Genomic DNA, 13,572 nt, shown 5'->3' with positions numbered 1-13,572 from the left:
AATATCTTGTAATTGTAGTTTGTTTATTTTTTATAGAGATCTATATATTTCTCGGCCGATTTTTCCCATGAAAAATCAAATTTCATATTGCTGAGGATCAGATTTTCCATAAGTTCCTTCTGCCTGTAAATATTTATTGCTCTCTGAATAGCATGGATCACATCGTCCACTCCGGGATAGGTGAAATTTAATCCCGCTCCTCCTGTGGAAATATCCTGCACGGTATCTTTTAAGCCTCCTGTGTAACGTACAATAGGGACTGTACCATACCGCATGGAATACATCTGGTTCAATCCGCATGGCTCTACTCTGGAGGGCATTAATAAAAAATCAGCCGAGGCATAAATTTTATGGGACAGGTATTCTTTATATCCCAAATCCACAGCAAAATTGGTATAGATATGATCCAGTTCTCTTAATCTGTTTTCAATATAAGCATTTCCTGAACCCAATACCATAATATTAAACATACCCTGCGTCTGCTGGATTCCCCTCCACACTACATCCGGCATCAGGTCCGCTCCTTTTTCAGTGGCAAATCTTCCGATAAAGGCAAATAAGGGCAATTCAGGATTCAACTGATATTCCCCGCAAAGCTTTTCTTTATTTTTCTTCTTCTGCTCAATGGCATTTTCCTGACTAAAGTTATAATCCAGCATCGGATCCGTTTCCGGATTCCAGACTTCAGTATCGATTCCATTAATGATTCCATATGCCTTCTGGTATTCATTCCGTACCAAACCTTCCAATCCTCTGAAGCTTATAAAAAGTTCTTCAAGATATCCCTGTGAAACAGCGGTGAAGGCATGAGAACATTTAATCATACAGGCTAATGGATTAATCAGTCCTTCCCAATCTAAAAGCCCCCATTTCCAGGTATCAAATGCAGGCATATAACTTATCATATTCCATCCCATTACTCCCTGATATTCACCATTATGAATAGTTCCGACCGTTTTTACTCCTTTTAGAAAAGAAAACTCGGGACAATGTTCTATCATAAAAGGAACCAGTCCTGTATGATAATCGTGGCAATGCAATACATCGGGACGGATCTGCATGGCACTCAGCCAATGCAACACTCCATGCTGAAATGCTAAAAACTGGAAGCTTTCATCCTGATAGCCATAGGGATTTTCCCGGTCCAACAGTCCCGGAATTTTCACCAGGTACAATTCAAAGCCTAATACGTCTGTTTTTTCCTTCATCACCTGCACCTGCAACATGGTAGGCCCCTGATGAATAAACCCATCAAAAACTATGTCAAACTCATGATCATATATAAAAGATTTGTTATACCAGGGCATGACTACTTTAGCATCAATACCTTTTATTTTGTTCTGATATTTGGGCAATGCTCCTACAACATCTGCCAAACCTCCCACTTTGGCAACCGGATAACATTCTGTACTGAGATGAAAAATAATCATTTTCTTATTTTTTGTGTGTTTTCGATTGTATATAACTGATCCTTTTTATATTCTTTTTTCTGTCTTAAAATAATCCCCGCAAGCGGTGGAAGGGCAAGGCTGATGGATTGAGGACGTCTCATCCATTCTTCCTTCTGTTCTTTAAAAACTTCCGATCTTACTCCACTTCCATGATACTGCTCATCATCGGAATTGAAAATCACTTCCCAATGGGTATCTGCGTTCACTCCAATCTTATAATCCAAAACCCTAGGTGTTAAGTTAAGAACGGTCATAAGAACATCATCTTCTCTTTTCCCTTTTCTCAAATAGGTATACACCGAATTTTCAAGATCATCGGCTTCCACCCATTCAAAGCCGTCTTTATTGAACTGATTTTCATATAAGGACGTTTCATTTCTGTAAAGATGATTCAGGTCTTTTACCAAAGTCTGCAATCCTTTATGAACAGGATATTGTAATAAATACCAATCCAGGCTCTTTGTAAAGTTCCACTCACTGGTCTGCCCGAACTCATCACCCATAAAAAGTAATTTGGCCCCCGGATGCGTAAACATATACACAAACAGCGCTCTTAAATTAGCAAACTTTTGCCATTCGTCTCCTGCCATTTTATAAATAAGGCTGGATTTTCCATGCACTACCTCATCATGTGATAAAGGCATCATATAATTTTCATTATACATATACATGGAAGCAAAAGTAAGTTTATGGTGATGGTATTTACGGTTCTGTATATCTTCTTTAAAATAATCTAAAGTATCATGCATCCATCCCATCATCCATTTCATTCCAAACCCTACTCCACCTACATCTACGGGATGGGTAAGCATTGGAAAATCTGAGCTTTCTTCGGCAATTGTAATAATATCATTTCCAAATTCCTTATAGACAGCTGTATTGAACTCCTGCAAAAAGGTTTTGGCCTCCAGGTTGATATTCCCGCCATGGATATTCGGTTCCCATTCTCCTTCATTCCGGGAATAGTCCAAATGCAGCATGGAAGTAACCGCATCCACTCTCAGCCCGTCCGCATGATAGCGATCCAGCCAAAAAGCTGCATTGGAGATAAGAAATGATTTCACTTCATTCCTTCCATAATTAAAGATATGCGATTTCCAATCCGGATGAAATCCTTTCCTCGGATCTTCATGTTCATAAAGGTAAGACCCATCAAAACGATGAAGTCCATTGGCATCTCCCGGAAAATGAGAGGGAACCCAGTCCAGAAAAACCCCGATATCATTCTGATGAAGCTGATCGATCAGAAACATTAAATCCTGCGGCGATCCAAACCTTGAAGTGGCAGCATAAAAGCCTGTTACCTGATAACCCCAGCTCGGGTCATAAGGATATTCCATTACGGGCATGAACTCCACATGGGTAAAACCCATTTCTTTCACATACGGAACCAACTTTTCCGCAATATCTCTGTAGTTAAAAAACCGATTCGAGTCATTTTCATTTCTCTTCCAGGATCCGAGATGCAGTTCATAAACGGAAATAGGAGCTTCCCTACTGTTCTTTTTCCAACGGTTCTGCATCCATTTTTTATCATTCCACTCATACCAGGTGGTAGACACCAGAGAAGCGGCCTGTATATTTTGTTCCCAGCTTAAAGCAAAAGGATCGCTTTTTTCTAAAATTTCCCCGCCGGTTGTCTCTATGGCATATTTATAAAGGGTTCCCCAGCCCAAATCATCAATAAATCCTTCCCAAATGCCGGACTCATCCCATCTCGGATATAAAATATGAACGGAAGGCTTCCAGCCATTACATTCCCCGATAACGGAAACCTGTTTGGCATTAGGCGCCCAGACAGAAAAGTAAACTCCTTTCGCACCCTCTCTTTCTACAGAATGTGCTCCGAATTTTTCATACAACTTATAATGTCTTCCTTCTTTAAAAAGATAAATATCCTGATCGGTGAAAAGAGTATAATTTTTAACAGGGTTCATCCTGATTTGATTTGCTTTTATATTTTGCTTTAAAGTACGAAAAAATATATAATCATTACTGTATTATCTTAAAAAATAATACCTGATACTTCTTCTTCTATAATACTTCTACTAAAGTAATAACTTTTTTAGTAATTCACAGTGATTAATATAAAATTAGTAACTTTATCAGTTGATTTTAAAGTCACAAGCCGTAATGGTGAAAAAAGTGGGTATTTTGTACGGTATGGAGAGCACTTTCCCCCAGGCATTCATAGAAAAAGTTAATGAACTGGGCGAAGGAAAGATTATAGCAGAACCTGTAATTATCGATAAGCTGCAACAAGGAGAAGATTACGGATATGCTGTGATTGTGGATCGTATTTCCCATGATATTCCCTTTTACCGGGCTTATTTAAAAAATGCGGTACTGAATGGCACCTATGTCATCAATAATCCTTTCTGGTGGAGTGCGGATGAAAAATTCTTCAATAATGCCTTAATGCTAAAGCTTGGCTTGCCTCTACCCAAAACGGTACTGCTTCCTTCTTATGAAAGGCCTTCAGAAACTTCTGAGACTTCATTCAGGAACCTGAAACATCCTTACGACTGGGAATATGTTTTCAATTATATTGGTTTTCCTGCCTATCTGAAACCTTATAACGGAGGAGGCTGGAAAAATGTGTACCGGATAGAAAGTCGGGAAGAGCTTTGGGAAGTCCTTAAGGAAACCGGGCAGCTCGTTATGATGCTTCAGGAAGAGATCATTTATGAAAAATATTACAGGGTCTATTGTTTAAACAGGAAGCATGTACATATTATGTCCTATGAACCCAACAAACCTTTTCATTTAAGATATTCTTCCGAGAAGGAAACAGAAGATCACCGGCTATTGGAAACGATTAAGGAATATACCCTCAGGATCAATAAGGCTTTGGGATATGATTTTAATACGGTTGAATTTGCAGTAAGAAATGGAGTTCCCTATGCCATCGATTTCTGTAATCCGGCTCCCGATGCGGACCCTCATTCGGTAGGGAGTGAAAATTTCGCGTGGATTGTAGAACATGCTGCTGCATTAGCTATTGAAAAAGCCGGGGAATATGTACCGGGAAAAATCAATATAGCGTGGGGAGATTTTATTAGTAATCCTCAATAAAACTAAAGAACACAAAAATGAATCAATTTACCATCGGAATAGAAGAAGAATACCAAATTATTGATGTTAAAAGCAGAGATCTGGTCTCTCATGTTTCCAAAATCCTGGAAGGTGGCGGCCCTGTTTTAGGGGAAAACCTGAAACGGGAAATGCATGAATCCATGGTGGAAATGAAAACCGGAATATGCCAAAATATCAAGGAAGCCAAAGTTGAACTTACACAGCTGCGAAAACAGCTTATTCATACCGCACATCATTTAGGGCTTCGGGTATCAGGAGGAGGTACTCATCCTTTTTCTCACTGGGCCTCCAATACCATCAACCAAGGGGACAGGTATATGAAGATCCTGGACGATATGGGAGATGCGGCACGGGAAAATCTTATCTTCGGGCTTCATGTTCATATAGGAATACCAAGTAGAGAGGAAGGAATAAAAATTCAGAATATTTTACGTTTCTTCTTACCTCATATTTATGCTCTTTCTACCAATTCACCTTTCTGGATCGGCAGATATACAGGCTTTAAATCCTACAGGCAGGAAGTTTTTGCCAAGTTTCCGAGAACAGGAATACCAAGCTATTTTGATTCTTTAGCTGATTTCGATAAATATGTTAATTTCCTGATCGAAGTGGGAGCCATTGACAATGCTACAAAAATTTGGTGGGATATGCGAATCCATCCATTTTACCCTACCCTTGAGTTCAGAATATGTGATATGCCCTTGCGTATTGACGAAACGATCTGCCTTACTGCTATTATTCAGTGTCTCGTGGCTAAAATAAGTTTACTGAATGAACAGAACAAAAGCTTTAAAAGCTACCGGAAATTACTTATAAACGAGAATAAATGGAGAGCTTCCAAAAATGGAATTGAAGCCCACCTTATCGATTTTGAAAAAAAACAGACATTGCCTTTCTCTGAAATATTGGCGGAATTACTGGACTTTATTGATGATACAGCTATTGAATTGGGATGTAAGGAAGAAGTGGAATATGCCTGGGAAATCTTAAAAAACGGAACCGGGGCAGACCGGCAATTAAGAGTCTATAATGAAACCGAAGATCTTAAAAAAGTAGTGGATTATATGATTGCGGAAACTGAATTCGGAATAATATAATTTTTTATATTTACAAAAACTAAGATGATTATGATGAATATTAGAATCGCCTTATTGGATATGAATAACAATCATGCCAATCAGGGTTTCAAAAATATTAAAGAACTGTCCGAGGCATTCCGCAGGGGATCCAGGGAAAATATAAGTATTGAAAGTTTCGATGTAAGATCTAAAAATCAGGTTCCGGATATTGAGGACTTTGATATTTTTATTTCTTCAGGAGGTCCCGGAAATCCTCATAAAGAAGGGCTGGAATGGGAGAGAAAGTATACCGATTTTTTGGATTCTATTTACGGTTATAATAAATCTCACGACCGGAAAAAGTATCTGTTCCTCATTTGTCATTCCTTTCAAGTAGCAAGTATACATTGGGAATTAGGAAAAATATGTAAAAGAGAATCCTCTTCTTTCGGAGTGATTCCCATTTATAAAACCCAGGAAGCAAAAGACGAATTTCTTTTTGAAAATTTGCAGGAACCCTTTTATGGTGTGGATTCGCGTTCTTTTCAGTTTATTGAACCCAACCATAGGCGTTTTGAAAAACTGGGAATGAAAATCATGGCGATGGAAAACATTCATCCTCATCTTAATATAGAAAGAGCGGTAATGGCAATCCGTTTTTCAGACGAAATATTCGGAACTCAGTTTCATCCCGAAGCAAGTCCTGAGGCTATGATTGAAAACCTGAGAGATGAAAAGAATAAAAATGTAGTAATCGAAAATATAGGTATGCAAAAATATATAGAAACGCTGGATAATATTGACAAGGGTCATCTGATTGCCACCAGGGCCCAAATTCTCCCCCGTTTTTTACAGTTTGCAAAAAATAATCTTTTAACAATAGCTTAAATCAAAGTTTCCCATATCCCGTTATGATTCCCCAATACAGAGAACGGTTCAACCGAGAGTTTACACCAGAAAAATATGAGCAGCTTAAAGAAAGCCTGTCTAAAAAAAGCGGTGTGGAAATTAATTTCAGAATTTCGGAAAGTCCTGTTTTTCTTTCTCAACAGTTTAAAGATCAGCTTCTCGATACTTGCCGGGAAATCTTTAATCAAATAAAAAAACTTCCTCAGGAAAGACTACAGAAAATAATTCCCGAAAAATATAACGTTCCTAATGACACCTCACATCCTCATTTTTTTTGCATTGATTTTGGAATCTGCCAAAATGAAGCAGGAGATATTGAACCTCAGCTTATAGAACTTCAGGCGTTTCCTTCTCTTTTTTCATTTTTAAAAATATACGAAGAGACGGTATGTGAAGTATATCCTTTTCTGAATGAACTGAGAAATACCCATCCTTCACAGGATTTTATGACGGAATTAAAAGAACTCATTATCGGCGATGAACAACCGGAAAATGTAATTTTACTGGAAATACATCCTGAAAAACAAAAAACGGCCATTGATTTTGCCCTTACAGAGCAATTGCTGGGAATTAAAACCGTATGCCTTACCTCTATTGAAAAAAAGGGCAGAAAGATCTATTATAATAATGACGGTAAACTTACAGAGATCAAAAGAATTTACAACCGTGTGATTTTGGAGGAGCTGGATCCTCTGTCTCTTTCTGCTTCCTTTGATCTCAGAGATGATGTGGATGTAAAATGGCTTACCCATCCGAACTGGTTCTTTAAAATTTCAAAATATATTTTGCCTCTGCTACATCATCCATTGATTCCCGAAAGCTATTTTTTACGTGATTTTCCTGATCATAAAAACCTAAAGGATTTTGTACTGAAACCTCTGTTTTCATTGGCCGGAAAAGGTGTTAATTTAAATCCTACTCAGGAATTCATCGATTCCATTCAGGATAAAGACAATTTTATTTTACAGAAAAAAGTGGAATATGCACCGGTATTTAAAGATATTCATAACGAGTATTCCAAAGGGGAAATCCGGTTGCTGTATATCTGGAAAGAAGGAGATGAAAATCCGGTATTAATGGAAAATCTGGTAAGAATGACCAAATCGGAAATGATCAATTCTGAATTTAACAAGGATAAAATCTGGACAGGCAGTTCGTATGCTTTTTTTGAAAAAAAATAAAGTCCTTATCGTAATAAGGACTTGTACTGATTATTTATTCTTCTTCTAAGAGTTCTTTGGCCTGGTATTCCTGTACCAATTCGATCGCATTGGAAATCACATCACTTAAGGCGGTTATAAAAGTACCTTCTTCGGCCATACTTATGGCGTGTTTTAAGGCTTCAATTTCTTTTGGAATAATTTCATAGCTGACATCTCTGCCTGATGCCTGCATTCCGTCGATCAACAGCCCGTTGATCTCTTCTTCCGTCCGTCCGCGAAGGTGTCTCTCATTACGGATAATGATATAATCAAACATTCTTCCTGCAATCTTACCGCACTCCCGGATATCTTCATCCCTCCTGTCTCCCACTCCGGAAATAATACCAATCTTTTTATGGGATTCCACATTTTTGAGATAGTCTTCAATGGCTTCATATCCTGCCGGATTGTGAGCAAAATCAATTAACACCTGAAAATTTTTGAACTTAAAAACATTCAGCCTTCCTGGAGTAAGCTGGGCACTGGGAATGAACGTCCGCAATGAACCTGAAATATCTTCTATGGCAAACCCGTAAAGATAACACGCTAAACTTGCCGCCAATACATTCTCAATCATAAACCGGGCCTTACCTTCCATGGTAATGGGAAAGTCTTTTGCTTTTCCTATCCGGATCTTCCAGTCTCCTTTTTTTATGGTTACAAATCCTTCTTCATACACACAGGTTACTTTTCCTTCTTTTGCAAACTTCTTAATGTAAGGATTATTTTCATCCATACTGAAAATAGCTATATTACTATCCAGATCATTTACAATCCTCATGGAATATTCGTCATCGGCATTCATGACGCTCCACCCGTTCTTTTTCACGCTGTCCAGCACCACTCTTTTGACGCGGGTAAGGTCTTTCAGGGTATGGATATCATTCATTCCCAAATGATCTTCTTTAATATTGGTAAGAACCCCTACATCACATTGCGAAAACCCAAGACCGGAACGTAAAATTCCTCCTCTGGCCGTTTCTAAAACAGCAAATTCCACCGTAGGATCTTTCAATATAAATTCTGCAGACTGAGGACCCGTAGTATCTCCTTTAGCAAGCATCATATTCTGAATATAAATTCCGTCCGAAGTGGTAAAACCTACCCTGTAACCATTGTTCTTCACAATATGGGAAATCAAACGTGTAGTGGTAGTTTTCCCATTGGTCCCCGTTATAGCGATAATGGGAATGGTAAATGGCTTGCCCGGGGGATACAGCATGTCTACTACCGGCGCCGCAACATTTCTCGGAAGACCTTCCCCCGGAGCCAGGTGCATACGGAAACCGGGAGCAGCATTCACTTCAATAATCGCTCCGTCATTTTCTTTTATGGGTTGGGTAAGGTTTTCTGCCATTACATCTATTCCACAGACATCCAATCCTATAATTCTGGAAATTCTTTCTGCCATCATTATATTTTCCGGATGTACCATATCGGTAACATCAATGGAGGTTCCTCCTGTGGAAAGATTAGCCGTTGATTTAAGATATACCACTTCCCCTTTCTGAGGAATTGTTTCAAGGGTATAATCAAGGGTTTCCAATAATTCAAGGGTATCTTTATCCACTTTTATTTCGGTAAGTACATTTTCATGCCCGTAACCTCTGCGTGGGTCTTTGTTCTCTTTGGTAATTAACTCCTGAATGGTAAGCTCTCCGTCTCCTATGATATGGGCAGGAACTCTTCTGGCAGCAGCAATCATTTTGTTATTAATTACTAAAATCCGGAAATCATATCCCCGGACATATTTTTCTACAATAATTTTTTTAGAATATTGTTGAGCATGGCTTAAACCTACCTGGGCAGATTCCCAGTTAATAACATTTATAGAGGTTCCTCTTCCATGATTACCGTCTAATGGTTTTATAACCACCGGATAGCCAATTTCGTTAATAATATTATTCAGTTCTTCTTCATTCTCTACCAAACCACCTATGGGCACGGGAATAGCAGCCTCATGAAGCATTCTTTTGGTCAGTTCTTTATTACACGCAATATCTACGGCTATGGAGCTTGTATTTCCCGTAATGGTTGCCTGAAATCTCTGCTGATTAACTCCATACCCCAATTGTACCAAGGAATTATTTCCTAACCTGATCCACGGGATTTTTCTGGAAACAGCTTCTTCTACGATACTTCCTGTGGACGGACCCAAGCGAACGCACTCTCTTATTTCTTTTAATTTCTGAATGCATGCGTAAATGTCATATTCGGTTCCATCTACAAGACTCTGCGCTATTTTTACCGCTTCTTCAGCAGCATACATTCCTGCACTTTCCTCAATATAATTAAAAACAACATTATAAATCCCCGGAGTTTTCGTTTCGCGGGTTCTTCCAAAACCTGTATCCATCCCCGCTAACGACTGTATTTCCAAAGCAATATGCTCAACTACATGTCCCATCCATGTCCCTGTTTCCACTCTATGAAAAAATCCTCCTTCCACTCCTTCAGAGCATCTATGCGTTATCAATGAAGGGATCAGTTTTTCTATTCTTTCTCTGAAACCTTCAATCTTATTGGTAGGAAAATTTTCCATTTCCTCAAGATCCAACCTCATCTGAATCAGCTTTTTTCTTCTTATACTCCAGATATTCGGACCTCTCAAAGCCTGTATCTTCTCAATTCTCATGGTTATCTATTTTTCCGATTAGTAAAAATTACTTTTAAAATCAAAGATAATCTAAAAGCATACAAAAAACTACAGGCACTGTTAAAAGATTCATCAAATAACGATTAAATTTAATCAAACCCCGTAAAAGACTCAAAATCAATTTAAATATTATTGATAGAGAATTATTTATTTTTTAAATTTGCATACTATGATGAAACCTGTTGGAAAACTAATTATAATTGGAGGTGCTGTAAATAAAGGAGCCTTTTCAGATAATGATTATGATCAAAACATTGAAAAGAATCTCAATTTTTTTGAAAGAGGTATCTTAAGAAAAATTATCAGCGAGTCTAAAAATAAAGAAAATTCTGTAATTGAAATAATTACAACCGCTTCTCAAATTCCCCATATTGTAGGAACTGAATATAAAAAAGCTTTTGAATTTTTAGGAGCCCAAAAAGTAAATATTCTGGATATTCACAACCGTGAAGAAGCCAATTCCGATGCTATGGTGGCCAGAGCCAACGCAGCCGATGTGGTGATGTTTACCGGCGGAGATCAGCTACGGCTTACTTCCATTTTGGGAGGTACACGGTTTCATGATACTATTTTACTAAAATACCAGGAACAGGATTTCATTTATTCAGGAACTTCCGCAGGAGCAGCTGCAGCCTCAGAAAATATGATCTATCAGGGAAGCAGTTCTGAAGCTCTTTTAAAAGGAGAAATTAAGATCACCCAAGGATTGGGTTTCATCGATAATGTAATCGTAGACACTCACTTCGTGCAGAGAGGGAGAATAGGAAGGCTTTTTCAGGCGGTTGTCAATAATCCACGAACCTTAGGAATAGGATTAGGGGAAGATACAGGACTTTTTATTCATAATGATACGATGACAGCGGTAGGTTCCGGACTGGTAATTATTGTAGACGGACGATTCATTAAAGACACCAATCTCACCAATATTAACCTGGGAGAACCTATTTCCATAGATAATCTGGTAGTACACGTAATGTCCATGAATGATCATTATGATTTAACAACACGGGAACTGACCATTGAGAATTCTCAATTCAATCCGATTCCCCATGGAGATAAATAACAAGCAGTGAAGATCTTTCTTCACTTTTTTTATAAATTTAATCATCAAATTAATATCTATGAAAATCATTATACATGGAGGATTTTTCTCTGAGAGTGACCAAAGCCATGAAACTAAAACTGCAAAACAGAATGCATTAAAAACTATCGTTCAGCAGGCTTATGCATATTTACAATCCCATTCTGCCTTCGATACAGCCGCTTATGCCGTGTCACTTTTAGAAGATGATCCGTTATTCAATGCGGGAATAGGATCGCAGATCCAGGGCGATGGAGTCATCCGGATGAGTTCAGCCATTATGGATGGAAGCAGTCAGAAAATGAGTGGTGTCATTAATATTCAGAATGTTAAGAATCCTGTTTTTGTTGCTAAAAAACTAATTGGTGAAGAAGACCGGATTTTGGGAGGTGAAGGAGCAAAAAAATATGCATCTGAAAACGGGTTTGAAGATTTCTCTACCGAAATTCCCCAAAGAAGACAGGAATATGAAGATAAACTGAAAAACGGAGGCAGGGGAACTGTGGGCTGTGTAGCATTGGATAAAGAGGGGAAACTTGCCGTTGCCACCTCTACCGGAGGTAAAGGATTTGAAATTCCCGGAAGAATATCTGATTCTGCCACCGTTGCCGGAAACTATGCCAATTCCTTCTGTGCCGTAAGCTGTACCGGTGTAGGGGAAGATATTGTGAGTAATGCCACTGCTACTAAAATCGTGACGAGGGTCACAGACGGCATGAGCCTGCAAAGTGCTTTTGATAAAACCTTTCAGGAACTAAAATCAATTGACGGATTTGCAGGAGCCATAGCTATAAACAGGGAGGGAAATATTTTTCATCAGGATTCATATCCTACTATGGTTTTTGCCAGTTTCGACGGAGATAGTCTGCAAGTGTTTGATTAACTTTAACATAATTTTATAAGTCAGCCATTTTATTTGGCACGTATTTTACATGTATTACTATAACAGATTTTAATTTACTAACTTTTAAAAAAATAGAAATCATGGGAAACAAAACAAATGGCTTATTAGCTCTATTAGGATTGGGTGCTTTAGCTTACTGGAAATATAAAAAGTCTACTCCTGAAGAACAGCAGGCTGTAAAAGATAAAATCAATACAGCAAAAGACAACCTTAATAAATGGGGAAATGATATCAAAAGTAAAGCAAATGATGTAGCATCCCAGGTACAGAATAAGGTAGACGAAACAAAAGCTAAAATAGAAGATTCTACCACGAATTAACAACGTTTTTAACATTCATATATAGAAAAAGTCATCATAAGCTACCCCGCTATGATGACTTTTTTTGTGCTTTAAGACTAAAGACCATAGGAATTTTATTTCCCATCTGTGGAATTCTCCATCTTCCTTTTTCAAATTCTTCAACATGTTTAAAGCAGGGATAAGGGGACCAGTCCAGCTCCTGAAAATCTTTTATCTCCAAGTTGCTTTTAATCAGACTATTAATTACTTCTGTCAGGGAATGGTTCCACATTACATATTCCTGGACAATATCGGCATCACGGTCCGCATAAGTACCTTCATAGGTCTCAACAATAGGTTTCTCATTAAAGTAATTGTAAGTAATTTCTTTAAAGTCGTCATCAAACATCCAGACTACAGGATGAAATTCTGCCATCACAAAAGTACCCTCCGGTTTTAAAAAATGGCTAATGATATGAGCCCATTTTTTCAAATCAGGAAGCCAGCCTATTACTCCATAGCTGGTAAATACTATATCAAACTGTTGATCCAGCATATTGTGAAGATTATAAAGGTCTGAACAAATAAATTGGGTATCCGTTCCACATTTCCGGGCCAGCTCCTTTGCAGTATCGATTGCTTTATCCGACAGATCAATTCCTGTAACTTTAGCTCCCAGCCTTGATAAAGAAATGGAATCCTGCCCAAAATGACATTGCAGGTGAAGAATGCTTTTTCCTTTGAGGTCACCCAAAAGTTCGAGTTCTATAGAATTGAGAGAAGTTCTTCCTTTCAAAAATTCATCTACAAAATAGAAATCCGATTTCAGATGAGGTTCTACTTTTGCATTCCATGAGTTTCGGTTGATGTTCAGATAATTTTCCATGATTTTAATTTGGTGATAAATTTAAACCATAAAAAATAAAGAGCATTA

11 protein-coding genes are annotated in these 13,572 nt (G+C 38.1%); 7 read left to right on the top strand and 4 right to left on the bottom strand.

Features of this window, described 5'->3' with window-relative positions; translation table 11 throughout:
* Nucleotides 1–23 precede the first annotated feature (23 nt).
* Both ABJ974_RS07035 and glgB read right to left on the bottom strand, forming a co-directional pair.
* Entirely contained in the window at nt 24–1,430 is a 1,407-nt protein-coding gene (locus ABJ974_RS07035) for a glycogen synthase (RefSeq protein ID WP_419870674.1), read from the bottom strand.
* Nucleotides 1,427–3,388: a 1,4-alpha-glucan branching protein GlgB gene (gene glgB / locus ABJ974_RS07030; RefSeq protein ID WP_419870673.1), complete on the bottom strand. Its 1,962-nt coding sequence runs from the start codon at nt 3,386–3,388 to the stop codon at nt 1,427–1,429. Before glgB ends, ABJ974_RS07035 begins: the two co-directional genes overlap by 4 nt.
* Nucleotides 3,389–3,584: 196 nt before the next feature.
* Here glgB and ABJ974_RS07025 point away from each other — a divergent pair, with 196 nt between their 5' ends.
* The 4 genes from ABJ974_RS07025 to ABJ974_RS07010 are packed head-to-tail and all read left to right on the top strand — an operon-like array spanning nt 3,585 to nt 7,695.
* Entirely contained in the window at nt 3,585–4,526 is a 942-nt protein-coding gene (locus ABJ974_RS07025; RefSeq protein ID WP_419870672.1) for an ATP-grasp domain-containing protein, read from the top strand.
* Nucleotides 4,527–4,543: 17 nt separating this feature from the next.
* The gene (locus ABJ974_RS07020; protein ID WP_419870671.1) at nt 4,544–5,644 is read left to right on the top strand and encodes a carboxylate-amine ligase; all 1,101 of its coding nucleotides are present in this window, start codon (nt 4,544–4,546) and stop codon (nt 5,642–5,644) included.
* Between the two features lie 30 nt (nt 5,645–5,674).
* Nucleotides 5,675–6,493, top strand: a complete 819-nt coding sequence (locus tag ABJ974_RS07015; protein ID WP_419870670.1) for a type 1 glutamine amidotransferase — start codon at nt 5,675–5,677, stop codon at nt 6,491–6,493.
* 23 nt (nt 6,494–6,516) lie between these two features.
* A complete protein-coding gene (locus ABJ974_RS07010; protein ID WP_419870669.1) occupies nt 6,517–7,695 on the top strand; it encodes a hypothetical protein in 1,179 nt (392 codons plus the stop codon).
* A 34-nt stretch (nt 7,696–7,729) separates the two neighbouring features.
* On the opposite strand, the gene cphA is transcribed toward ABJ974_RS07010, so the two are convergent.
* Nucleotides 7,730–10,351 (bottom strand): cyanophycin synthetase, encoded by a 2,622-nt coding sequence (gene cphA, locus ABJ974_RS07005; RefSeq protein WP_419870668.1) that lies wholly within the window; start codon nt 10,349–10,351, stop codon nt 7,730–7,732.
* A gap of 193 nt (nt 10,352–10,544) precedes the next feature.
* Here cphA and ABJ974_RS07000 point away from each other — a divergent pair, with 193 nt between their 5' ends.
* The 3 genes from ABJ974_RS07000 (at nt 10,545) to ABJ974_RS06990 (ending at nt 12,677) form a co-directional block, all read left to right on the top strand.
* Nucleotides 10,545–11,435, top strand: coding sequence for a cyanophycinase (locus ABJ974_RS07000; RefSeq protein ID WP_419870953.1), 891 nt, complete (start codon nt 10,545–10,547; stop codon nt 11,433–11,435).
* Nucleotides 11,436–11,493: 58 nt separating this feature from the next.
* Entirely contained in the window at nt 11,494–12,336 is an 843-nt protein-coding gene (locus ABJ974_RS06995; RefSeq protein WP_419870667.1) for an isoaspartyl peptidase/L-asparaginase, read from the top strand.
* A 101-nt stretch (nt 12,337–12,437) separates the two neighbouring features.
* Entirely contained in the window at nt 12,438–12,677 is a 240-nt protein-coding gene (locus tag ABJ974_RS06990) for a YtxH domain-containing protein (protein WP_419870666.1), read from the top strand.
* Between the two features lie 49 nt (nt 12,678–12,726).
* On the opposite strand, the gene ABJ974_RS06985 is transcribed toward ABJ974_RS06990, so the two are convergent.
* The gene (locus ABJ974_RS06985) at nt 12,727–13,524 is read right to left on the bottom strand and encodes a class I SAM-dependent methyltransferase (RefSeq protein ID WP_419870665.1); all 798 of its coding nucleotides are present in this window, start codon (nt 13,522–13,524) and stop codon (nt 12,727–12,729) included.
* Nucleotides 13,525–13,572: the final 48 nt, after the last annotated feature.

It is taken from the genome of Chryseobacterium sp. CT-SW4, from assembly GCF_048572715.1.
In the GTDB taxonomy this organism is placed as follows: domain Bacteria; phylum Bacteroidota; class Bacteroidia; order Flavobacteriales; family Weeksellaceae; genus Chryseobacterium.
Note: the sequence above shows the minus strand (reverse complement) of the source record. Positions and strands in the feature narration are given on the sequence as shown.

Bases quoted from the DNA above. Each gene is read 5' to 3' on its own strand.
- ABJ974_RS06990 (WP_419870666.1), top strand. From the start codon at position 12,438: ATGGGAAACAAAACAAATGGCTTATTAGCTCTATTAGGATTGGGTGCT.
- ABJ974_RS07000 (WP_419870953.1), top strand. From the start codon at position 10,545: ATGAAACCTGTTGGAAAACTAATTATAATTGGAGGTGCTGTAAATAAA.
- ABJ974_RS07035 (WP_419870674.1), bottom strand. From the start codon at position 1,430: ATGATTATTTTTCATCTCAGTACAGAATGTTATCCGGTTGCCAAAGTG.
- ABJ974_RS07010 (WP_419870669.1), top strand. From the start codon at position 6,517: ATGATTCCCCAATACAGAGAACGGTTCAACCGAGAGTTTACACCAGAA.
- ABJ974_RS06995 (WP_419870667.1), top strand. From the start codon at position 11,494: ATGAAAATCATTATACATGGAGGATTTTTCTCTGAGAGTGACCAAAGC.
- ABJ974_RS06985 (WP_419870665.1), bottom strand. From the start codon at position 13,524: ATGGAAAATTATCTGAACATCAACCGAAACTCATGGAATGCAAAAGTA.
- glgB (WP_419870673.1), bottom strand. From the start codon at position 3,388: ATGAACCCTGTTAAAAATTATACTCTTTTCACCGATCAGGATATTTAT.
- ABJ974_RS07015 (WP_419870670.1), top strand. From the start codon at position 5,675: ATGATGAATATTAGAATCGCCTTATTGGATATGAATAACAATCATGCC.
- ABJ974_RS07025 (WP_419870672.1), top strand. From the start codon at position 3,585: ATGGTGAAAAAAGTGGGTATTTTGTACGGTATGGAGAGCACTTTCCCC.
- ABJ974_RS07020 (WP_419870671.1), top strand. From the start codon at position 4,544: ATGAATCAATTTACCATCGGAATAGAAGAAGAATACCAAATTATTGAT.
- cphA (WP_419870668.1), bottom strand. From the start codon at position 10,351: ATGAGAATTGAGAAGATACAGGCTTTGAGAGGTCCGAATATCTGGAGT.